Source organism: Hyella patelloides LEGE 07179 (assembly GCF_900659865.1).
Lineage (GTDB): Bacteria > Cyanobacteriota > Cyanobacteriia > Cyanobacteriales > Xenococcaceae > Hyella > Hyella patelloides.
The window spans coordinates 1-22,650 of sequence record NZ_LR213866.1; the positions used below are offsets into that span (position 1 = coordinate 1).

A 22,650-nucleotide genomic window follows, 5' to 3' on the forward strand; every position below is an offset into this window, starting at 1 on the left:
ATAAGTAGGTGGGTGAAATTAAATATAAGATAGAAAGGACAGTCAATGAAGTAAGAATGCCAGCACCACTACGTATCCAACTAAATCCTGAAGAAGAAGAGACCCTAGCCGAATTACGAAAGGCAATTTCAGTTCCATATCGGACGAGAGATCGCGCACATATGCTCAAATTAAATGCTCAGGGTAAAAAGGTGCCAGAAATTGCCAAAATATTCAATTGTCACTCACACACAGTTAGAGCAACAATTAGACGTTGGGAAGCTAAAGGGTTAGTAGGATTATGGGAAGAACGTGGAAGAGGAGCAAAAGCCAAGTGGAAAGACGAAGATATTGAATACATAGAAAATTGCTTAAATCAGGAGCAACGAACTTATAACAGCACTCAACTCGCCCGAAAACTAAAACAAGAGAGAGCAGTAGATTGAAGTAGCGATCGCTTAAGAAGAATCTTAAAAAAGCGGTGCGACCCCGCGTCGGCGTAAGACGCAAGGGAATGCGCACCAAGACAAAAGAGCTCGTTGGAAAAGAACCAGACAGAGCAATAGAAAACAACAAAATCAACAGTTCAAAGAAGTTAAGAAGGCGGACTTAGAGCTGCTGAAAATCGCAGCTAAGGAAGGATACATCGACTTGAAATATCTAGATGAGGCAGGGTTTTGTCTATGGAGTCCAGTTAGCTATAGTTATAGTCTAATTGGGGAGCAGAAGTGTCTCGAACAAAGTCCAAAACGATATGGTCCCTTGAATCAGTATTTTAGGTCTATGGCAAGAAGAGAAAAGTTTTGAATATGGTCTGGCTCAAAGGGGGTTTAAAAGTCACAGCTATATTAAAGTAATGAACTCGAGCGCCCAAAAAGCTGCTTCTCTATTGAAGCAGACAGGAAAATTAACTGTTGTTGTTCAAGATAACAGTCCTATACATAAAAGTCAGGAAGTTCGTGCTTGTTGGCAAAGTTGGTCAGAACAAGGATTGTTATTGTTTTTTCTTCCTCCTTATTGTCCAGAATTGAATGAGATTGAAACACAGTGGCATCAACTCAAAACTCAGGAAATTGCTGGGCGTATCTTTGATAATGAATACGATTTAGCCATGACAATTATTCAGGGAATGAATCGGCGAAGTGAACAAGGTGATTATCACTTGGAACGTTTTATATTTAATTCTGCCTAGCTACTTAATAAGAAGTTTGGTGAAATACACTAAACCCAATCTTCAACTGTTAATGCCCAACGTTCATGGTCACGCCATTCTTCATTAATTTTGAGGTATCTTCGAGAAAAACCCTCCTTCGTAAAGCCCAGTCTCTTGACCAAATTAATTGATTTCTTGTTTTCAGGCTGAATATTAGCTTCAACTCTGTGTAAACCAAGGGTATAAAAAGCGTAATTAATCGCTAGACGTATGCCCTCTGACATCAATCCCTGACCTGCAAAGTTTACATCAATGTAATAACTAAGATAAGCATTTTGAAACGCTCCATAAAAAATTTGACTTAAATTTGCAACTCCAATAATTTCATTGTTACTGAAATGACAAATTAGTAACCCTTGAAAATTCTCGTTTTGGCAACGATTAATGTAGTTTTCGCAATCCTGCTTATTAACTGAAGGAAAACCCCAAGGAAAATGAAATTCCTTGCTTCTTTGACGAAGAGACAGTAATTCTTGACAATCTTCTCTAGTTGGTTCTCTAATAAATACGCGAAGTGGCATGGAGATTTACAATTTTATCGTTACGATTCTCGATCCAATTGATTTACTTATAGCTTATGCATCCAAATCAGCAAGATAAAGTTCACCATTTACTCATAAATATCAGTTAATAAACTTCATCATGATTGCTAATCATTAATACTATCTTCACTTCACTTAGCAAATCTATATTTAAAATAGTAGAACCTAGAGATAGAAAATATCGCCCAAAACCTAACTTATCCAAGCTTTACCAAAATCTCATCAAATTCTTTGAGATAAAATGCCAACTGCTTGAGGTAATGTTTTTAGCTTAACTTAGGAATGAGAATTTAATAAAATCAAAAATAAAAACATAGGTGCGTTACGCTTACGCTAACAACACCCTACCTAATCTATAAGTTATTTAATTCACGATCCTTAGCGACATTCGTTTTAGATTTTTTATGCCTATTCTATTTACTTAGAATGTGGTGTTTAATCGTTGTCAGCGTGACTAAACTTGTAAACATAGAATAGCCGACTCAGTTTTTTTAATAAATATCCTGCTGTTGCCAGAATTATAGCACCTATGATCGCTAATCCAAATCCTAAAGGCGGTAAAGTATGCCAAATTGAGACATTTGCTGGTTCTGTAACGGCTTGCATCGCAACATAACGTCCATCTAAAAATAGAGCCAAAAACAGACAGGCGATCGCTCCAAGATAACTTAATACAGTAAGACGATTGATATTTTTTAGAGCATCTTGGCAAACCTGACAATGCTGGGTATGAGTTGTCCAAACATCAAACAATTTTTCTTTCTCTAATTCTGTATTGAGAAGTTGATGATTACAGTCTGCATCCCAAGGGACACCACCTCCCGCTCTTTTTGCCAACCACTGACGAAAAGCAATAACTGCCTTATCTTGAGGATTGGGAGTATAAACCTTCTCTAACCATTTACCTTGACCTCGTTTGGCTACTATCTTTTCTTGATGGTGCAAAAATACTAAATCTTGATGCAAAAACAAAGAAGCCAAGATATGACCCAACCATTTTGGCATCGGTAGGGCGAAAAATCCCAAACCTGGGGGTGTTTTACCAGCATCACTTTTAATTAAAATCTGTCTCCCGATATGACGACACCAACCAGGGCGCGTGGGAATAGCATACAAAACCAAGATTAGTTTACCCCCATCTTTATAGTTGGTGGCAATCCTCATGTGACAGGGAGGTTGAAAATCATTGAATGCTTGTTCGATATTAGATGCAGTGGGTGTAACTCCAAATGCAAAGCCTTCTTGAGTAGAGATTTCTCTCAGACGAGGCATATCGTAATATTTAGCATCTTCATAACGACTTCCCATAATGCCATGATGGGAAACTGACACATGGGCGGGATCGGCGACATTTTCCATGAAGAAATCCCAACCATAGGGTAAATCTCTTACATTCCAAAATGCTTTTATAATTTTTTTGTCCTGGTTGTCGAGTTCGGGAACAGTGCGTGGGGGTCTTAATTGACTTTCAACTTGTGCTTCAGCACCAGATTCAGCCCATACCCAAATTAAACCCTGAAGTTCTTGAGTGGGATAAACCACAGCGCAGGATTTTTCGTTAGCGCAGTTTCTCGACTCGGTTTCTTTGTCTTGAGATTGAGGAATACTAACACAGTTGCCATCACCATCAAAACGCCAAGCATGATAAGCGCATAATAGCGTTCCATCTGATTCTATACGTCCTTCTGAAAGGGGAGCTAATCTATGGGGACAAGAATCTTCAAAACAATGCCATTGACCAGAATTATCTTGCCATAACACTAAATCTTTGCCCAATAACTGTATAGAGTGGGGACGAGAAGAATCGAGAAATTCGGCTACAGCTACTGGATACCATTGCTTAGTCCATTGAAAAGTTGATTCTGCTTCCTTTAAAAATTGCGCAGTTTGATTATCTATATTGTCTCGGATATTGGTATCAAGAGCCATATTTGTCAACGATCTAATTAAATAAGTTAATTTAAATTGTATCTTGTGACCTATTTATTTTTCAAATATTTCATTTGGTTATTTTCTAATCAACGTCAGTTCGACAAAAATCAGAAAACCAAAAAAATGGAGCGATCGCCTATAGCCTGAATATTTTCTGAGACCACTATAGAAGGTTTTCTGAATCAATCCAATTCTCTTCTACCTTCTAAAGCTCTGGCGAGAGTAACTTCATCAGCGTATTCTAAATCACCCCCCATCGGTAAACCAAAGGCAATTCTGGTTACTCTAGTAAAAGGTTTAAGTAACTGACCAATGTATAGAGTTGTGGTTTCTCCCTCCACACTAGGATTAATTGCGAGAATAATTTCTGTTACTTGTTGCTGAGTAACTCTTTTAACTAAGCTTTCAATGTTGAGTTGCTCTGGGCCAATGCCATCCATCGGGGAAATTACACCGCCTAAAACGTGGTACAAACCGCGAAATTCTCTGGTTTTTTCTAGAGCAATCACATCTCTGGAATCTGCTACTACACAAATTATAGAGCGATCGCGATTTTGGTTACTACAAATAGAGCATACTGGTTCAGCAGACAAATGAAAACATACTCGACACAAACCTACTTGTTTTTTGGCATCAATAAGAGCTTGAGCTAAAGCTTGAACTTCTTTTTCTGGACGCTTGATTAAATGTAGAGCTAGCCTCTGGGCTGTTTTGGGGCCAACTCCTGGTAATAGTTGCAGTTGTTCTACTAAACGAGCTAAAGGAGGAGTATAAATAGTGAGTTTATTGGTAAATTAGTACTTTTTTAGTTTATCAAAAAGTGGTTAATGGTTAGTGGCTTGTTGCTCGTTGCTTGTTGCTCGTTGCTCGTTGCTCGTTGCTTGTTGCTTGTTGCTTGTTGCTCGTTGCTCGTTGCTTACATAAAACTCTATTTGTCTAAAACTCTATTTGTCTCTCTCATCCTTCATCCCTCATCCTTCTGTATTTTATGGACTCCATAAAAACGCTTCCAAAAGGTATCTCTGAGACTGGTAGGTAATACTTTGGTCATCAAGAAAACCAACATATTGCCTCCTGTGGCTAGGATATAGCGGGGACGAGGATTGTTTTTTGCGATCGCCTGAATCGTTTTCCGAGCAGTTTTTTCGGCACTCCAACCTAATAGCTCCAATTGGCTATCAATCGCTTCAATATTCTTAAAAACTGGTGCATAGGGAGTTTCTGCATGGTGAGGAATAGTCTTTTGCACTTCTGACCAAGCGACGCGAAAAAAGTCTGTAACTACTGGGCCTGGCTCAATTACAATTACTTTAATATTAAAAGTTTTCAATTCCATCCTGAGTACATCACTGAGGGCTTCTAGAGCAAATTTAGAGCAGCTATACATCCCCGCTACGGGAAAAGGAATACGTCCGCCTAAAGAGCTTACATTGACTATTCTGCCCGATCCTTGGTTTCGCATTACAGGAATTAACGCCTGGGTTAAAGTTAATGCACCGTGGAAGTTAACTGCAAATTGCCTTTGGACTGCTTCAGTGGGAATTAATTCGATTGGGCCCATTTGCCCATATCCAGCATTGTTAACTAGAATATCTACTGTGCCAAAATGGTTGAGGGCTTGCTCTGCTAAGGCTTTTACTTGGCTGGGTTCTGTCAGATCTGTCGGGACAACTAAAACTTCTGTACCCTGCTGACGACAGTTATTAGCAACTGTTTCTAATTTAGTTTGATTTCGAGCAGCTAAAACTAATTTAATATCGGGATATTGTTTAGCTAAAGTTTCCGCTAGTGATGCACCGATGCCAGTAGATGCACCAGTAATTAAAATAACTTTTCCTGAAATAGAATATGAGTTAAACACTTCAATCTAGTAGGTTGAGAATAAAAAGAGAGCTACATGAGCGATCGCATTATGCTGTTAGAGCAGTTTATCACGACAAACTTTACCTTCTATTAAATCTGTTTTGGGCTTTAAGTTATTGGCAATAAAATCAATAAAAATTTTGATTCTAGCGACTTGACGTAAATCTGGATGAGTTAGTAACCACAAGTCTTTTGCTAATTCAGTAATTGGAGGATGTACCCTTTGCAAATTGAGTTCAGTGTCTCCCATGAAACAAAATAATGTTCCGACTCCCATATCATTATTTAATGCTGTTAATATTCCGACTAGAGTATTGACTCGATAATGAAATTTCACGCCAGGAAATTTATACTGTAACTTATTGCTATACAAAGCCTGAGCTAGACTATCTTCTGCTCCAATCCAACTATGATCGGCTAAATTATTAATCTGAGAATTAGCTGCCAAATAATTATAAGAGCCATAAATGGAGATCGCTGCTTGAGCAATTTTTCTTCCTACTAAATGTTCTGGAGGATTATTAGTAGTGCGAATGGCAATATCTGCATCTCGTTTGGTGAGATTGTAAGCTCGATCTGATTCGAGTATTTCTAGCTCAACAGCGTGGTTCTATATGCGGAACTAAATTCCGCATAGCCCACGCTCAATTTCAGGATACTCTCGTTGAAAAGCTGCAAAACAAGGAGTTAGCAGACTATAAAACAAACTACCTGTAGTTGTTACCCTAATTAATCCTTTTGGTTTACGATCCTGTCCTATAATATGCCGATTGAGAGCTATTATTTTTGCCTCAATTTCCGTCGCTGTTTGATACATTTCTTCCCCTGCAACAGTCAAAACATAGCCAGTGGAAACTCTCTCAAAAAGTCGAACGCCTAACCCTTCTTCTAGTGCATTCAAACGACGAAATACAGTAGAATGATGAACTTTTAATTGACGAGATGCACCCGCGATGCTTTGACTACGAGCGATCGCTAATATATAACGTAAATTATCCCATTCCATGAATATCTTATTAGCATTTTTGCAAAAATAGTTTGCATGATTACCTATTGTAATTGCATAAATAAGAATAGATAATCAAAACATAAACTAAATTAAAAAAAACATGAGCCATGAATCAAAAACCAGTTAACCTCTTTAATACTTTTCAACTAGGGAATTTGCACTTGCCTCATCGTGTGATTATGGCTCCAATGACACGATCTCGTACCGCACAGCCAGGAGATATTCCTACTGATTTAATGGCAAAATATTATGCCCAAAGAGCCAGTGCAGGGTTAATTATTACTGAAGCAACCCAAATATCTCAGCAAGGAAAAGGTTATTCTTTTACTCCAGGAATTCATACCCCAAAACATATTGACGGTTGGCGTAAAGTTACCAAGGCAGTACATCAGGCAGGGGGACGTATCTTTTTACAATTGTGGCACGTTGGTCGAATGTCTCATGAGTCATTTCATGCTAATGGTCAACCAGTAGCCCCTAGTGCTATTCAGCCCGATGCTAGAGTTTGGATAGCCGATGGTAACAGTGCTGGTCAAATGCTTGATTGTCCTACTCCAAGAGAACTTGCCATTAATGAAATTAAAGCAATTATCAATGATTTTAGACAAGGTGCTGCTAATGCGATTGCTGCTGGATTTGATGGAGTAGAGATACATGGTGCGAATGGCTATCTTATCGACCAGTTTTTGAGACGTACTTCCAACAAACGTACTGATATCTATGGCGGAGATATTCCTAATCGCGTTCGTTTTCTCGAAGAAGTAGTCGAAACAGTTGTGGCTGAAGTAGGTAAAGAAAGGACTGGAATTCGACTTGCACCTTATATTACTCAGCGTGGGATGAACGATCCTGAAGCAATAGATGCTATTCTTTATGCTGCCAGAAAATTAGATCGAATGGGAATTGCCTATATTCATCTGGTAGAAGCAGATTGGGATGATGCACCTGTTATACCAGAAAGTTTTCGTCGCGATCTCAGGGATTCTTTTAGCGGTGCAATTATTGTTGCAGGAAATTACACAGCAGCCAAAGGAGAGGCAATTATCGATGCAGATTTAGCTGATTTGGTGGCTTATGGTAGATGGTTTCTCGCCAATCCCGATCTTCCCTACCGTTTACAACATGACTTAGAACTTAATGAAATGAAAGAAAGAGCGACTCTGTTTGGTGGTGATGCAGAAGGTTATACTGATTATCCTGACTGTCAAGAAAAAGCCAGTTAATTATCATCATTTATCATGAAATATCATCATCTCGGTATTTCAACTCACAACAAGAATATAATCTCATCTAGCCTCAAAAAATATTGTATCAAACTGACTTGATATTCGTAACTATTAAGTCTTGATTTTGCAATAACTGAGTGGCATCTTTGGCAGCTACAGGACGACTAAAATAGTAACCTTGCATATATCGACAGCCTAAACTATGTAAAAAGTTTTTAGATTCTACTGTTTCAATTCCTTCTGCGACTACAGAAATTCCTAAGCCTTGACCCAAGCTAATAATAGCTTTAATAATTGCCCGATCTTCAGGAGCCTCAAGTATATTTTTAATAAAAGAGCGATCGACCTTTAAAGTATTGAAAGGAAACTGCCTAAGATAACTTAAGGAAGAATATCCTGTTCCAAAATCATCCATTGCTAGAGAAATTTCCATTTCTTTAAATTTAGTTAAAATATTTTTCGCTATGTCGCCATTTTGAATGGTTACAGTTTCCGTAATTTCTAGTTCTAAGTAGGAAGTTTGTAAACCAGTTTTTTGCAGAATCTCGATCACCTTATCTACTAAATCGGATTCTTGAAATTGTCGTGGAGAAAGATTAACCGCAATTGTCAGAGGAGACAGTCCAATTTTTTGCCAATATTTATTTTGTAGACAGGCTTTTTCTAATACCCATTCACCAATAGGAACAATTAAACCGTTTTCTTCTGCTAGGGGAATAAAAATATTTGGAGTGATTAAGCCTAACTTGGGATGTTGCCAACGTAAAAGAGCTTCCATCTTGGCAATTTTACCTGTAGTAATATCTACTATAGGCTGATAATAAAGGATAAATTCTTGATTGTTTAAAGCGTAACGTAATCTATTTTCCAGTTGAAGAAGTTGTTTGCCTTGAGAGTTGATGGTTTGATTGTAGTATTGATAATTATTTCTTCCTCGATCTTTGGCTTTGTATAAGGCTGCGTCGGCATTTTTGAGTAATGTATCGGAATCTGTTCCATGATCGGGATAAATAGCAATACCCATACTACTGGTGACATGAAGACGATGACTTTCGATATCAAAAGGGGGTTGTAAAGCTTGTAAAATTCTTGCTGCGATTGCGGTTGCATCTTCTAAAGCATGAATATGGGGTAATAGTAGGGTAAATTCGTCTCCTCCCCAACGAGAAATCGTATCACCATCTCGAATGCAGCTTAAAAGTCTTTCGACTACTGCTTGGAGTAAGCGATCGCCAATAGCATGACCTAGTGTATCATTAATGGTCTTAAAACGGTCTAAATCAAAAAATAAAACGGCTAGTTTGTTCTGAGATTGGTGACTTTTCTGTAAAGCTGAAGCTAGTTTGCAGTTAAATAAACTACGATTGGCTAAACCTGTTAGAGTATCGTGAAATGCTTGATATTTAATAGTTTGTTCGGCTTTTTGCCTTTCAGTAACGTCACGAAAACTCCATACTATAGTGGTACTTAAATCTTGGAGTTGTTGAGTTTGAGAATAACATTCGATAACTTTACCATTTTTTAATTCCAGAAGGGAATAGTTGTTGTAATTGAAGACAGTTTCTTTGCTATCTAAATTGCAAGTATAAGGAGTTTTTATCTGCTGAAGGGCTAAATCGATAATTCGATCTTGATTTTGTCTAGCTGAAGCGTAGTTAGCAATACCCCACAGATGAAGAAATTTCTGGTTACAACGAATTACTTGACCTTGATTATTAACAACTAGAATACCATCAGCAGTGGCTTCTAAGGTAGCGACCAATAAAGCAAGGGATTCCCCTAATTTTTGATTAGCCTCTAGTAGTAATTGATTTTGAATATTTAACCGTGCGCCTTGTTCGTAGCAACGTAAGGCTTCTGTAACCGTTAAAATTAGGTCTGTTTCATCCCAAGGCTTAGCAATATAACGATATAAAGCAGAGACATTAACGAGATTTCTAATTACTTCTGCATTGGATTCCCCTGTGAGGAGAATTTTTAAGGTTTCAGGATACAAATCATGAAGTTGTATTAATAGTTTATCTCCTGAAATTGCTGCCATATTTTGATCGGAGATAATCAAAGGAATTTCAACTTCTTCGGCTACTAATTCAGCAAATAATTCCATGGCTTCTGCACCACTACTAGCTAGCTCAATAGTGTATTCATCGCCAAAAGCTCTTTTTAGCTGCTCTCCTAAACTATTTAAAATAATTTCATCATCATCTACACAGACGATTGCTTTTTCGCTCATTCTTTATTTTAGTGCTGAAGTAATAATTTGAGATAGTTGTTCTTCTGTCCAGGGTTTGTGTAAGCAAGCATGAAGATTAGCTTGTTCTACGGCATTTTGAATCGCTGTTTCATCTGCTTGTCCAGTTAACATAATCTTGATTAACTGAGGAAATTTTTGATGAACTTGAATTAAAAACTCATCTCCTTTTGTTCCTGGCATTAGCCAATCAGAAACAATTACGATAATATTAATTTCGTCTTCTTGTAACTCTTCAATTACCTCCCAAGCTTCATCAGCACTTTCAGCTACTTCATAGATGTATTGGTCGCCAAAACAACGTTTTAACTGCTCTTTGAGGCTATCTAAAATTACTACTTCATCATCCACACAAAGAATTGCTAATTCAGACATAATAGTTTGTTTATGGGTTAATTATCTACAGGTTTACTGAAATTATCATTAATTGGAAGCTATAGGGAAGTCATTTGAGACTAAGTAAGGCAGTTTCTTCAACAAATCAAAAGAGATACATAATTAGATAGTTCCCACAAACAGCTATAAAATTAACTTAGCAGTCCAAGAAATACAAGCCTTACTAAGCCTTACTAAATCTTCTTTATTAAGCTGATATGCATTTAAACTGCATATTAGTTAACTATAAAATAAACTATCAAACTTTATCTCAGTCTCTCCCTCAGCTTTCAAGAGTCAACTATCTGCTTGACAAGTTGATAGGTAGCCACACTGTCGCCGTAGTTTGTCCTGGTTGACTGGTAAATTCCAAGCCTCCTTCATGTTTAATGAGGATTTTTTGGCTGATATGTAAGCCTAAACCACTACCTTCTCCAGCCGATTTAGTAGTAAAAAAAGGTTCAAAAACTTTACCTTGAAGTTCGAGAGGGATACCACAACCAGAATCGGTAATTTGGACTTTAATCAGATTATTGTCTTGTTCTGTGGCAAGAGTAAGAGTTCCTTGGTGTTCCATAGCCTGAATAGCATTATGAATCAGATTTGTCCACACCTGGATTAATTCATCTGGATAACACCAGATTTGCGGGATCGATTGATACTCTCGAATAACCTTGATATTGTGCTTGATTTGGTTGTGATAAATATCTAAAACTGTTTCTATCCCATCAGTGACGTTTGCTAGTTCTCTTTCTCCTATCAAATCTTGTCTAGCATAATTTTTAAGGGCAAAAACTATTTTTGATGCTCTTTCTACTGATGCAATAGTTGTACGATTGTTGCTAACTAGGCGAGTTAAATTATATATAAGTTTTAAATTCCAATCTACTTGAGGATGTTGTAATAAAGGTAAAAATGGTGATACTTCTTCATAAATCCCAATATCAATGAGTAAATCAGCAATTTTACGAGGATTTTTGATTTTATATTCTTTTAATTGTTTGGTTAGTTTTCGCTTGAGGGCGCGTTTCTCATTAGAGATGCCAGGAAACTGATTTTGAACAGCTTCACTAATTAAGGTAAAAAATAATTTTTGCTCTGATGGATTGAGATGTTGATTTAATTGGGGTAATTGTTCTAAAGATTCAGCTACAGCCTTATTGATATTACTGGCAGAAGCCTTAATTGCCCCCAATGGTGTATTAATTTCATGGGCTACACCTGCTACTAATTGTCCTAAAGCAGCCATTTTTTCTTGATGAATTAATTGATTTTGAGCTTGCTCTAATTCATCCATCGCTCTTTGAAGATCGCGATTTTTGAGCCGTAATTGGCGATTGAACCACCAAGACAAGTTTCCTAAAGCCAACGCTGCTCCCAATAGAGATAAATTAATTCCTAAATCAGCTTTATTACGAGCTTGTTGCTGTCTATTGCGATAAATATTTTCTACTTCTGTGATTTCATCAAATAGCTCATCATAGATCTCGTCAAGTTCAAAACTATCTACATCAATATTATTTTGCCCTGCTGCAATTGATTGTAAAACACCGTCAACTTCTGCTTTGTAGGTGTCGTATTGTTCAAATATGGGATGTAATATTTTATGTTCAAAATTTTTATGGTCAATTTGGTCTTGCTTGTGAGTTTCAAAATAATTTAGTTCAGTTAGTATTTTGTCTAGGCTTTCCTGATTTTCTGCTAACTCCTCTTCTAAGTTTGTATCAATTGTTTTCTTATTAATAGCTTCCCATTCTAAAGAATTTAATCGACTAATATTTTCTTTTAAATTTAAGAGAAGAACTTTATTGTCACTATTTTTATCGGCCCATTGATTGAGACGATTAATATTACTTGCTGTCAACCAAGCAATAGCGATCATCCCTATTAAACTAGACCAAGCTGGTAAGTAATTTTTATGGAGCAGATTAAAATTATCTGAGATTTTACAGTTATTAAAAAAAATCATTTAAAACTTAATAGAGCAGTTTCTAATAGAGATTAAAAATAGGTTTATAATTAGATAATTTCCAAAACTGGCAAGAAAATTAAATAGTGTTCTGTCAAGTTTTAGATAACGAATTGACATAGAGCGAACAAGTTATGTAACTTATATCTAGCTCATCTCTGTCTGATGAATAGGTAGCCACACAGTCGCCGTAGTTTGTCCTGATTGACTGGTAAATTCCAATCTTCCTTCATGTTTAATGAGAATTTTTTGGCTGATATGTAAGCCTAAACCACTACCTTCTCCAGCCGATTTAGTAGTAAAAAAGGGTTCAAAAATTTTATCTTGAAACTCTGAAGGAATGCCACAACCAGAATCAGTAATCTGGACTTTAATCCAATCATCTTCTTGTTTTATAGTAATAATAAGAGTTCCTTTCTGTTCCATGGCGTGAATAGCATTTTGAATTAGGTTTGTCCACACCTGGATTAGCTCATCAGGATGACACCAAATTTTTGGAATAGGTTGATATTGTCTCACTACTTGAATATTTGTTTTGAGTTGATTATGAAAAACTTCTAAAACTATTTCGATCCCATTAATAATTTCTGCTAGCTCTCTTTCCCCTATAGATTATTGTCGAGCATAATTTTTAAGAGCAAAAACTATTTTTGAAGCTCTCTCTACTGAAGTTTTTATAGTGCGATTATTACTAATTAAACTGGTTAAATTATACATTATTTTTAAAATCCAATCTACTTGATGATGTTGCAGTAAAGGCAAAAATGATGATATCTCTTCAGAAATTCCAATATCAATTAGTGAATCAGCAATTTTACGAGGATTTTTAATTTGATATGTTTTTAACTCTTGGATTAGCTTTCGTTTTAAGGCTCTTTTTTCACTAGGAATAATACAACATTGAACATTAATAGCATTACTAATTAATTCAAAAAATATTTTTTGTTCTGAATCATCAAGATATTGATTTAATTGGGGTAATTGTTCTAAAGATTCAACAATAGCCTGATTCGTATTACTAGCAGATGCTTGAATTGCTCCTAGAGGAGTATTTATTTCATGGGCTATTCCTGCTACTAATTGCCCTAACGCAGCCATTTTTTCTTGGTGAATCAGTTGGCTTTGAGTTTGTTTTAATTCTTCTAAAGCTTTTTGTAACTCTTCTGCTTGTTTCTTATATTTTTCTTGAGATTTTTGTAATGCCAAATTTCGTGATTTAATTAAGTTTTGAGCTTGATAAATAATGAATAATAAAACTAGATACAGTAAAGCAAGAATTAGGGTCACCAAGAAAACCATTCGTAGTCTGGTATTTTTAATTGCCTCTGCCAAAAGCGTAATATCACTGTAAAGTTCAAAGACCCCAATAACTTGACTATCTGAATCTTTTTCATAAATTGGAATATAGCTTGATAACAAGTCACGATGATCGATTGAGTGACCAATTGCGAGAAAGGTATCACGATGCTCTATTGTAGTATTTACTTGTTCATTAGCAGCATTAATAAAATTGGAAGACTTACTTTTATCTTGTCCAATTTGGTTATAATCCGTAGAAAAAATCGTTTTTCCTTGCAAATTATAAACTTTGACTTTAACGATATCTAAGCTTCTAACTTGTTCTGCGATAGCATTATTTAGTACATCTTTTTGTGGTAAAAGTTTTAATTCTTCTGAACTTAAACCTTCAGATTTTTCTAAATAAGGAGCAAGAATAGACCATAAAGAATTCTTTAATGATTGAGATAAAGCAATGTTTTGTTTCTCTCCCATGTATAGTAAAAGAGCGATCGCTCTTTTTTGATAGAAGTAATCTAAAAAACCAATTGTAATCAGAAAGCAAGCTAAACTAGAAATAGCAAAATAGTTAATTAGTTTGAATTCAGATTTTTGAGAAGGTATATTGTCTGTTAATAAGTGTGGAGCATCCGTACTTACTGTTTTTTGGAGACCAACAATATGTTGGCGAAGTTTACTATAAAAATTAAGCATTTAAACTTGAATATTCAGTAAAAAGTGATTAATGAGCGTTGTCGTATTTATACTTCCCAAAATAGTACGTAAAATTAGCAATAAGGCTGATTTTTTGTTTAGCTGCTGGGAGCTTCGTGGCTGGGAGCTTCGTTGTTTTCTACTGAATCTAACTTAATAACTTATAACTTGCTACTCGCTACTTATTACTTCCTTATCCCTTACTTGTGCTGAATAGTCTTGTGGTTTGGCTTGACGAGCAAAATTTAAAACTTGTTGGCGTAAATTAAAGGGCAAATAAGACAACAATAAGCCAAAATAAACCCTAGGAGAATAACCTAAAATATTAGCTGATTCTTGTAACAGTTTATGTCCTCGATCGCTTTCTCCTTTTTCAATTAACCTCATACCTAAACCCTGTTTAACTATTCCTAATTTCTCTTGTTTTAAAGCTTGTAATTCAGGTTGAGTAAACTGATAACTATCAATACAAAACGCTTTAGCAGACAAAAAATGAATATCTTGCTTAAGGCTAGTTTGTCCGCCATGAAAACGATATTCCATGAGTAACTCAGGCAAAAAATAACTCTGAAACCCCGCGATTGCCAATCTAACTAATAAATCAAAATCTTCACAACCATCCGCTTGGGGGCGCATATAGTCTACCTCAGTTAGACATTGACGGCGAAACAAGGTAGAACCGACTTGTAAACTCTGCTTAACAAAAGTTTCTTCGATTAAATTAGCAATTATCCCTGGTTCTAGCTTATCTTTGCCCCATTTAGCCGAATTAGCTTTAGTTGCAGCTTCTTCTCTCTCTCCTTGAGCATTAATAATCCAATGATCGGTACAAACAAAATCCGCTTCTGCATGACTATCCAAGATAGCTACTGTTTTAGCTAAAAATTCTGAAGCGATCGCATCATCGTCATCAAATTTAATAAAGTATTCCCCCTCCGCAGCATCAAAACCAGAGCGCATATTTCGACTACGCCCAATATTTTGCGGGTGTCTTACATAACGCAAACGGGAATCATCGTAACTATTAACCACATCCGAAGTGTTATCTGTCGAGCCATCATCGCAAACAATTAATTCAAAATCTTGATAGGTTTGCTGCAATACGCTGTTAACAGAGTATTTTAAATAATCAGAACGGTTGTAAGTAGGAATACAAACGCTTACTTTTACCATGAGAGACGATGAAGTTTAGCAATTACTTCTGTTATAGTTCTGTTTGGTGTTTAGTTGCAAATCGTAAAGGCTATATTTTTCCAAGTTGTTTGAACTGTGATTGCTGTCACTGCTAATGGAGATATCTCTAGATAACTATTAGACATGGTTTCAAACCTGAGATTATTGAGTAACAAATATTAATTAACCTTAAAATCGAATAATTTTTGCTTGAGAGCTTTCTCTCGCCACTCTAATTAATAAAGCTGCTAATAACAAACTGGCAATAATCGAATTAGTACCATAACTCAAAAAGGGAAAAGGTAAACCCGTAGTAGGCAAAGAGCCAGTTGCTACCCCAATATTAAGTAAAGATTGTCCTACTAAAAACACCATTACGCCAATAGCGATTAATCTTTGTCTTTTATTTTGACATTTAAGTGCCACTGTTAAAGCAACAGTGCCATAGCTCACGATTAAAATTAACAGAAATAAACAACCAATAAAACCAAATTCTTCAGCATAAACCGAGAAAATGAAATCTGTAGTGCGAATTGGTAAATAAAATAGTTTTTGTTGTGATAAACCTAAACCTGAGCCAGAAACTCCCCCAGAGGCTATTGCTAATAAACTCTGAACTAACTGATAACCATTACCTTGAGCATCTTGCCACGGATTAACAAAAGAAACAATACGCTCCAACTGATAAGGATTACGATAAATGCTGGACACTGCTGAAAAAACACCACCAAGACTTACTGATATCAAATAACCCCAAGGTAACTCTGCTGCGACAGCAATTAACCACAAACCTATCCCACATAAAGCCGTAGTGCTTAAATTAGGCTGAATGAGAATTCCTCCTAGCACCAAACCAAAAATTACTAACCAAGCCCATCGAATACTAGAATCTAACTGCTTCCAATTCGCAAAAACATAAGCAGACTGCACAACCAAAAAAGGCTTAATCAACTCAGAAGGTTGTATCAAAAATGAACCAATGGGAATCCAGCGTTTTGCGCCATTAATTGAGGGACTGACCATAACAGTCACAAATATTAAAAGCAAACAAAACAACAACATTCCAGGGACAAATTTAAATGTTCTGCGTAATGGTATTTGCGTAATTAAGTTAAATCCTGCAAAACCAATAGCAACACCGACTATTTGCCTTTCTATAGTGTAAAATCCATTTTGATGGTTAATGATACCTTCGGAGTAAGAAGCAGAAATCAGAGTAGCTAAACCAACCAGAAGCCAAATAAAAGTCAGCCAATTTAGTAAACGTGCTTCCCATGTCCAATGACGAACTTCAGGATTGATGAAGGGAATCACATATCTGAGATATCTGAGATATTTTTGCACTGTCAAAAGTTATTTTTGGGTTTTATCCTCTCAAAAATAACAAAAAGAGGTCGAATTGTGACCTCCATCCAAAATTTAATTTCTTTTTAAATTTAAATTTCTATCTTACATCAAGCCAGTGTTAGTACCTTGTTTACCAGTAGCTAGTTCTACTTTGATAATTTTACCGCCCATTTTCATAATTCTTTGTTGCTCACGAAACCAATTATCGTAAGGAACAAGTTTTGTGAAGTAGGTATTTTGTAATTCTCTTTGAGTACGAATTCTGGTTTGGCTAGGAACACAAGCTGTAACTTTAAATGTACGCATAGTTTAATTTCTCCCGAATTTAATAATCTAAATTAAATATTTTTTTGTTTTTTCTGTAGCTTTTTCTTGAGAGGTTCTATCTGATTGCAGCGTTCTAGATAACCCTATTTACACCAAAATTCGGGAGTCAAAAGTCAATACTAGATCGCCAAAACTTTTTTCTTCTTTCGCGCTCGAAAGACTAAGCCCATAAGAACTAGCACTCACTCTAGACTTCCCGAACTGGTTATGATTTGCAGATTCCTGAGATTTTAATCGCAGGGTTGCTCGTCAGGTTCGTTTGCCAAAAGTTGCAAACTGGTTGCTCAAGAATAATTAGCTTAAGCCAGAGCAGATGTAATCGAAATATACACCCATTTCTTTGCCAGCAGCGTCGCCGACTAAGCTAGCAGTTACTTCTTTCATTGCTTGGATAGCTTGAACAGTAGAAGCAACAGGTACTCCCAAGGAGTTATAAGTTTCTTTTAAACCGTTGAGTACGCGCTCATCTAGGATAGAAGGATCGCCAGCGAGCATAGCGTAAGTAGAATAACGGAGATAGTAGTCGAGGTCGCGGATACAAGCTGCATAGCGACGAGTCGTATACATATTGCCACCAGGACGAGTAACGTCAGAATATAGTAGAGATTTAGCTACTGCTTCTTTAACGATACTTGCAGCGTTAGCACTGATTACGCTAGCTGCACGAACCCTAAGTTCTCCAGTTTCAAAGTAGCCTTTTAATTTGTCCATAGCAGTACCATCTAGGTATCTGCCTTGAACGTCGGCGGAATTAATAACAGCGGTGATTGCGTCTTGCATAATTTTGTTTCCTTATCTTACCTAGTCTTAAATTCTTTAACACTGATAAGTTAGTGTATTTTCAGAAGAGATTTTTAACCGATACGAACGTGAATCAGCCAAATTGTCCTACTGCATAGCTCCGATAACATAGTCGAAGTAAGAAGCAGCTTCAGAAGAGTCTTCAGCAGACATCATGGAAGTAGCAACGTCTTTCATTTCGCGAACACTTTGAGATACTGCACCAATGTCAGTACCTAAAGATTTATACATTTCGCGAACTCCTACTAAACCAATTTCCTCAATAGGAGTAACATCACCAGAAACTACGCCGTAAGTAATCAGACGTAGATAATAATCCATGTCGCGTAGGCAAGTAGCTGTCATTTCTTCACCATAAGCGTTACCGCCAGGAGAAACAACATCAGGACGCTTTTGGAATAATTGGTCGCCTGCTGTTTTAACAATACGCTCACGAGACTCAGTGAGAGTTTGAGCGATGCGCAAACGGCTTGCACCAGTAGTGACAAATGCTTTAATTCTTTCTAATTCGCCAGGACTCAAGTAGCGAGCCTCTGCATCAGCATTCACGATAGACTTCGTGACAATACTCATCGATGAATTCCTCCCAAAAACAATGAAGTAAAGTATGGATGAGTGGGTTTTATTGATAGTTGTACTCTCAAGCAGAAGATTTCAACTAACCTCTAATAGTTACTTAAAACTCTGGTTTTTAGTGCTTTTCAGCCTTAAGACTCAAGATTTTAAAACTACTACCGTCAGGAAAACTGTCTTTACCTAAATTAAAGAGGCTATCCTAATCATAGGTAGTTAAAGCTCTCCATCGGATATTAAAACACCCTGCTCAATAGCTTGATTTTTAATTTCAACTATAAAATAGTATCGCAGCTTGTTAAACCAATCAGTCAAAGAAAGTCTTTGACTTAACAAACTTTTACACAGAGATTAGATTATCAAAATTAATCGCCTTATGTAAACCCTATTAAAGTTAATAGATTGTAAAGTCGTTAAACACTTCTTTACAACTTTAATCTAGAGTAAAACTGAGCAATCAACTTAATAAAGTTATTTTCCTGTATTTTGTTTACTTTTTCGGAATATTCTTAAAATATTGTAATAATTTTTCTCATAAGTCAGGAAATCAAGATAAACAGCAAAAAACAAGGTGGGATGTTTTGACACTTCGCACCCTATTTTTTGAAAGAGTAAACACCACAGCGTTCCTTATGCTAGGAAAAACTTGCCCTTGGTCGCTTGTCAGAGATAATTTTGTGCCATTGTTCACAATGGTGTATCTCTGACTGGGGAATTCGGTTGTTAGATATTGAGCTTGGTCGGCTCAAAGCTGGGAATAACTACTTCGTTATTTTGTTTAGTAAGTTTGTTATAAAGCTTTTCGGTATTGGGGAAGTTAGCTGCTGGTAAAGTCGGGAAACGACGATAGGGAACAGTATCTTCGCCAAAAACTTGAGAGTATTCCATGCTGTTGACCATTGCACCAATAAAAGCACGAATACCTTGACCAGCTAAGATTTGGTTATACTTTTGAATTTCTCTTTGATTCATGGGTGCGCGTCCCAAGAAATGCTTAGTACCTTGCTCAATTACTTTAGTGTTGGGATAAGGAGTGTAAAATTCTTTGATGTAAAGGTCTGAACAGCCTAGACCTTCAATAAATTCTTTAACATTAATTTCTCCGTTACCTAACCTGCTTTCTAAGGAAGTAAATTGAGTTTGAATAATGTAAGGGTCGAGATCTCTTTCAAAGACTTGACGATAGGCAGCAGCGATCGCATTTTTTAATGCTATCTTATTAATGGTATCGGTGAGCTTAAAGACTTTGCTTTGCTGACGTTGTATCGTTACCCCTTGCTTGATTCGTTGTTGAAGGTCGTTATCACTACGTTGATCTGTAACTGCACCCAACTCAACAAAACGAGGAGTATCTTTTTTCTCTACTTTAGCACCAATATCTTCAGAAATTGAACCAGGACGAGCTTTTCTGAGTTGTAAACCACCAGGAGTTAAATAACGCTCGTAAGGAACAGTATCTTCGCCAAATGCTTGGGAATATTCAGGACTGTCAATAAAGGCATCTACTAAGGCATAAAAACCTTTTTTCGAGCAGAGATCGAAGTATTTGTTCATTTCTTGACGACCGTAGGTAGGACGACCCAACAGACGACGATGAATATACTCAACTGCTTTGACTACATATAAAGAGGTCCAGTACAGATTACGGAAATTATCCGATTTAGCCAAGATGCGGATAAATTCGCGAACAGTGATTTCACCATTTTCTAGGCGAGTTTCTGCTGCGCTTAATTCTTGACCTTGATAAACGTCTCTACCGAATACTTGACGGTAACAAGCACGGATTAATGCTTGAGTAGATGCTTCAGAGAATTTAACTCCTGTACCATTACTCGCACCAGGTAACTCGTTGTTGAGACGGAATACTTTAGGTCCTAAAGAGCCAGGAAATTCGCCTCGTGCTTTAGGATTACTATTTTGGTTATTAGTAGCAGGACCACGGTGAATCAACAAACGCTTGGTGTCTTTGTTGAAAGGTGCGGGTGTAGTACTAGGATTGCGAGTTTCTTTGGGGAAAATTGCGCCAAATTGAATCTCTAAAGGATCGTTACCTGAGCCGTATACGTGTTGATCTGGTAAGGGATTGCTATAGCGAGCAAAAGTTGTAATAAACTGAGGAATTTTGCGGAAAGGCGCACTGTAATTAAACAGGTCTTGCTGCATACCCCAATTGCGACATTCTTGGGCTTCTTGTCCTAAACCGCGAAGGTAGGGGACAGTTTCTTCTCCAAAGTAATCAGCATACTCTTGAGAATCTACTAAAGCATCTACTAATGCAGCAAGTCCACCATTAGAGACAATACTAAAATAATCTTGAACTTCTTCACGAGATGAAGGACCGCGACCCAAAATATGACGAAAAGCAAGCTCTAAAGCTCTACTATTAATAAAAGGTTCAAAAAATTGCTTTCTATATAGAGGGGACTTACAGATGCGACGGACAAACTCTTTCATGGAGATGTCGCCATTTCTTACCTGGGATTCTAGATAAGAAATTGATTGACTGTAAGCACGAGTAATGTCTCTTTCAAAAATTTGTCTATATGCTGCTTTGATAACTGCTTGCTTTTCTAATTCAGAAAGCCCAGTTTTCATGACAAATTTTTGTCTCCTCTCAGAAGCATTAAAGTAACTTTGAGGAAGTTCTAACCCTTGAGCATCATCAGAAGGACGCTGACGTAATTTAGCAGAAGGGGTAGGTGCTTTAAACTCGCTTAAGACAATATCAAAGTATTGAATAACAATACCTTTGGCTTCTTCATCTCTGCTGAAATAATCGCCAGCAGCAGCACGCATTTCTTGCAACGCCACAATAGTTGCGTCAGTAGAGCAAGCATTTTCAATAATTTCTCTGAGTCCTCTAACGTTGACCACTAATATGTTAGGGTCGCCAGCTACGATAGCGTAGGTGATGTAGCGCAAAAACCAGGACATATCCCGTAGTGATTTTTGCATATTGGATGGGCCGTATCTGGAAACGCTGATAGGACGAAAACCAGGAGGAATTGGCCCTGTAGAGGTAAATAAACCCCTAAGTGCGTTAAGGATGCCATTATTGCCACCACTGTTTTTAGTTTCTACATAGGCTACTTTATCTAAAGCAGTTGTTGCTGCTCCCACAAGTGCCATTTCTGGTTCATCTTCTGGAGGTTTTTCCAAATAAGAAAGGGGAGAGCCTCCAGTAAATATACGATTAGCTGCGCGGGATACTATCAAGTCAGAGTTGTTAGTAATAACCTGAGCTATCTCTAAACGCTTTGCACCAGATTTATAATAAGCTGTTAATTCGTTTAGTTCGCCTCTTTCTGGGAAACGGTCTTGCTGTTCTGCTTGCAAAATAGTTGAAACCGCTACCGTTTGATAAAGTTGAGGACGGGCTAATGAACTGCCACCACTTGCCGTTACAGTCATTTGATTTTAAGTATTCTTTTAATTTATAGTTCAGCCTTTAGAGTAAAACTTTTCGGGCTTCGTTAGCACTAATATTAAGAAGTATGTATCTTTTTGGGCTATTCTTCCTACGGTATAGTGATTTGTGTAGATATAGACCGAAAATACAAAACTCAACACCTTGATTGAATTTTTGCTTTTGAGTTTAGGGTTTCCCAATGTGTTATGGGATCGACAGTAACTACTAACTATTTTCTAAATCGGGAGAATTCTCAAATTACTATTTGGTTAACGTTGAAGTTAAATTTATTTGAAAGGATTTTCTTTGATTGACTTTTTAATCGGGGACGAAAGCACAATTGAAGTTGTTGTTTGTCCATGTTGAGATAGTTGTTCGATGAGCTTTTCTAGATGGGCAATTGATGAGACATTAGCTCCAATGATAAAAGAACTATTCCCTGTAACATGATGACAAAATTGAATTTCAGCCAAGTTATTCATTAAAGTGATTACCTGGGGATATTGCTGAGGTGTAGTATTTAAAGCAATTAAGGCTGTTATGGGTAAGCCTATTTTTTCGGCATTAATTTCTACTCGATAACCTGTAATAATGCCTATTTCCTCCATTTTTCTGACTCTTTCTGCTACTGCTGGAGGTGAAAGACTTACTCGACGACCCAACTCAGCA

21 protein-coding genes are annotated in these 22,650 nt (G+C 36.9%); 3 read left to right on the forward strand and 18 right to left on the reverse strand.

The genetic code is table 11. From position 1 onward, the window contains the following. The first annotated feature begins 56 nt into the window (after positions 1-56). On the forward strand, positions 57-425 hold the full coding sequence (locus tag H1P_RS39870) for a helix-turn-helix domain-containing protein (protein ID WP_425461538.1): 369 nt from the start codon (positions 57-59) through the stop codon (positions 423-425). 410 nt (positions 426-835) lie between these two features. Then, entirely contained in the window at positions 836-1,171 is a 336-nt protein-coding gene (locus tag H1P_RS39875; RefSeq protein WP_425461539.1) for a transposase, read from the forward strand. Between the two features lie 29 nt (positions 1,172-1,200). On the opposite strand, the gene H1P_RS16295 is transcribed toward H1P_RS39875, so the two are convergent. From H1P_RS16295 to H1P_RS16320, 6 genes are all read right to left on the reverse strand, one after another. Further along, positions 1,201-1,713, reverse strand: a complete 513-nt coding sequence (locus H1P_RS16295) for a GNAT family N-acetyltransferase (RefSeq protein WP_144869173.1) — start codon at positions 1,711-1,713, stop codon at positions 1,201-1,203. A gap of 456 nt (positions 1,714-2,169) precedes the next feature. Beyond that, on the reverse strand, positions 2,170-3,663 hold the full coding sequence (locus H1P_RS16300; RefSeq protein WP_144869176.1) for an aromatic ring-hydroxylating dioxygenase subunit alpha: 1,494 nt from the start codon (positions 3,661-3,663) through the stop codon (positions 2,170-2,172). A 185-nt stretch (positions 3,664-3,848) separates the two neighbouring features. Further along, positions 3,849-4,442, reverse strand: a complete 594-nt coding sequence (recR, locus tag H1P_RS16305; protein WP_144869179.1) for a recombination mediator RecR — start codon at positions 4,440-4,442, stop codon at positions 3,849-3,851. 188 nt (positions 4,443-4,630) lie between these two features. Next, positions 4,631-5,527 (reverse strand): SDR family NAD(P)-dependent oxidoreductase, encoded by an 897-nt coding sequence (locus H1P_RS16310; RefSeq protein ID WP_144869182.1) that lies wholly within the window; start codon positions 5,525-5,527, stop codon positions 4,631-4,633. Between the two features lie 57 nt (positions 5,528-5,584). Beyond that, on the reverse strand, positions 5,585-6,118 hold the full coding sequence (locus H1P_RS16315) for a LysR substrate-binding domain-containing protein (protein ID WP_144869185.1): 534 nt from the start codon (positions 6,116-6,118) through the stop codon (positions 5,585-5,587). 33 nt (positions 6,119-6,151) lie between these two features. Next, on the reverse strand, positions 6,152-6,535 hold the full coding sequence (locus H1P_RS16320) for a LysR family transcriptional regulator (protein ID WP_144869188.1): 384 nt from the start codon (positions 6,533-6,535) through the stop codon (positions 6,152-6,154). A 110-nt stretch (positions 6,536-6,645) separates the two neighbouring features. On the opposite strand from H1P_RS16320, the gene H1P_RS16325 reads away from it, so the two are divergent. Continuing rightward, a complete protein-coding gene (locus H1P_RS16325; protein WP_144869191.1) occupies positions 6,646-7,761 on the forward strand; it encodes an alkene reductase in 1,116 nt (371 codons plus the stop codon). Between the two features lie 88 nt (positions 7,762-7,849). Here H1P_RS16325 and H1P_RS16330 read toward each other — a convergent pair whose 3' ends face one another. The 12 genes from H1P_RS16330 to H1P_RS16385 all read right to left on the reverse strand — a co-directional run. After that, the gene (locus tag H1P_RS16330) at positions 7,850-9,997 is read right to left on the reverse strand and encodes a GGDEF/EAL-containing response regulator (RefSeq protein ID WP_144869194.1); all 2,148 of its coding nucleotides are present in this window, start codon (positions 9,995-9,997) and stop codon (positions 7,850-7,852) included. Positions 9,998-10,000: 3 nt separating this feature from the next. Next, positions 10,001-10,390 (reverse strand): response regulator, encoded by a 390-nt coding sequence (locus H1P_RS16335; RefSeq protein WP_144869197.1) that lies wholly within the window; start codon positions 10,388-10,390, stop codon positions 10,001-10,003. Between the two features lie 301 nt (positions 10,391-10,691). Continuing rightward, positions 10,692-12,359, reverse strand: a complete 1,668-nt coding sequence (locus H1P_RS16340) for an ATP-binding protein (RefSeq protein ID WP_144869201.1) — start codon at positions 12,357-12,359, stop codon at positions 10,692-10,694. Positions 12,360-12,506: 147 nt separating this feature from the next. Beyond that, positions 12,507-12,878: a sensor histidine kinase gene (locus tag H1P_RS16345; protein WP_186375996.1), complete on the reverse strand. Its 372-nt coding sequence runs from the start codon at positions 12,876-12,878 to the stop codon at positions 12,507-12,509. A 93-nt stretch (positions 12,879-12,971) separates the two neighbouring features. Next, on the reverse strand, positions 12,972-14,351 hold the full coding sequence (locus H1P_RS16350; protein ID WP_144869206.1) for a sensor histidine kinase: 1,380 nt from the start codon (positions 14,349-14,351) through the stop codon (positions 12,972-12,974). 171 nt (positions 14,352-14,522) lie between these two features. After that, on the reverse strand, positions 14,523-15,524 hold the full coding sequence (locus tag H1P_RS16355; RefSeq protein WP_144869209.1) for a glycosyltransferase family 2 protein: 1,002 nt from the start codon (positions 15,522-15,524) through the stop codon (positions 14,523-14,525). Between the two features lie 189 nt (positions 15,525-15,713). Then, positions 15,714-16,874 (reverse strand): FtsW/RodA/SpoVE family cell cycle protein, encoded by a 1,161-nt coding sequence (locus H1P_RS16360; RefSeq protein WP_425461540.1) that lies wholly within the window; start codon positions 16,872-16,874, stop codon positions 15,714-15,716. A 99-nt stretch (positions 16,875-16,973) separates the two neighbouring features. Further along, positions 16,974-17,177: a phycobilisome linker polypeptide gene (locus H1P_RS16365; RefSeq protein ID WP_144869212.1), complete on the reverse strand. Its 204-nt coding sequence runs from the start codon at positions 17,175-17,177 to the stop codon at positions 16,974-16,976. Positions 17,178-17,492: 315 nt separating this feature from the next. Beyond that, the gene (apcB, locus tag H1P_RS16370) at positions 17,493-17,978 is read right to left on the reverse strand and encodes an allophycocyanin subunit beta (protein WP_144869216.1); all 486 of its coding nucleotides are present in this window, start codon (positions 17,976-17,978) and stop codon (positions 17,493-17,495) included. A gap of 108 nt (positions 17,979-18,086) precedes the next feature. Then, positions 18,087-18,572, reverse strand: coding sequence for an allophycocyanin subunit alpha (locus H1P_RS16375; protein ID WP_144869219.1), 486 nt, complete (start codon positions 18,570-18,572; stop codon positions 18,087-18,089). Positions 18,573-19,295: 723 nt separating this feature from the next. Then, the gene (locus H1P_RS16380) at positions 19,296-21,983 is read right to left on the reverse strand and encodes a phycobilisome rod-core linker polypeptide (protein WP_144869222.1); all 2,688 of its coding nucleotides are present in this window, start codon (positions 21,981-21,983) and stop codon (positions 19,296-19,298) included. Between the two features lie 285 nt (positions 21,984-22,268). Beyond that, positions 22,269-22,650 (reverse strand): Lrp/AsnC family transcriptional regulator (locus tag H1P_RS16385; RefSeq protein ID WP_144869225.1); only part of this gene is annotated, 382 nt, incomplete at its 5' end.

Coding starts and splice junctions, on each gene's coding strand:
- H1P_RS39870 (WP_425461538.1), top strand. CDS start 57: ATGCCAGCACCACTACGTATCCAACTAAATCCTGAAGAAGAAGAGACC.
- H1P_RS39875 (WP_425461539.1), top strand. CDS start 836: ATGAACTCGAGCGCCCAAAAAGCTGCTTCTCTATTGAAGCAGACAGGA.
- H1P_RS16295 (WP_144869173.1), bottom strand. CDS start 1,713: ATGCCACTTCGCGTATTTATTAGAGAACCAACTAGAGAAGATTGTCAA.
- H1P_RS16300 (WP_144869176.1), bottom strand. CDS start 3,663: ATGGCTCTTGATACCAATATCCGAGACAATATAGATAATCAAACTGCG.
- H1P_RS16320 (WP_144869188.1), bottom strand. CDS start 6,535: ATGGAATGGGATAATTTACGTTATATATTAGCGATCGCTCGTAGTCAA.
- H1P_RS16325 (WP_144869191.1), top strand. CDS start 6,646: ATGAATCAAAAACCAGTTAACCTCTTTAATACTTTTCAACTAGGGAAT.
- H1P_RS16330 (WP_144869194.1), bottom strand. CDS start 9,997: ATGAGCGAAAAAGCAATCGTCTGTGTAGATGATGATGAAATTATTTTA.
- H1P_RS16335 (WP_144869197.1), bottom strand. CDS start 10,390: ATGTCTGAATTAGCAATTCTTTGTGTGGATGATGAAGTAGTAATTTTA.
- H1P_RS16340 (WP_144869201.1), bottom strand. CDS start 12,359: ATGATTTTTTTTAATAACTGTAAAATCTCAGATAATTTTAATCTGCTC.
- H1P_RS16350 (WP_144869206.1), bottom strand. CDS start 14,351: ATGCTTAATTTTTATAGTAAACTTCGCCAACATATTGTTGGTCTCCAA.
- H1P_RS16355 (WP_144869209.1), bottom strand. CDS start 15,524: ATGGTAAAAGTAAGCGTTTGTATTCCTACTTACAACCGTTCTGATTAT.
- H1P_RS16365 (WP_144869212.1), bottom strand. CDS start 17,177: ATGCGTACATTTAAAGTTACAGCTTGTGTTCCTAGCCAAACCAGAATT.
- apcB (WP_144869216.1), bottom strand. CDS start 17,978: ATGCAAGACGCAATCACCGCTGTTATTAATTCCGCCGACGTTCAAGGC.
- H1P_RS16375 (WP_144869219.1), bottom strand. CDS start 18,572: ATGAGTATTGTCACGAAGTCTATCGTGAATGCTGATGCAGAGGCTCGC.
- H1P_RS16380 (WP_144869222.1), bottom strand. CDS start 21,983: ATGACTGTAACGGCAAGTGGTGGCAGTTCATTAGCCCGTCCTCAACTT.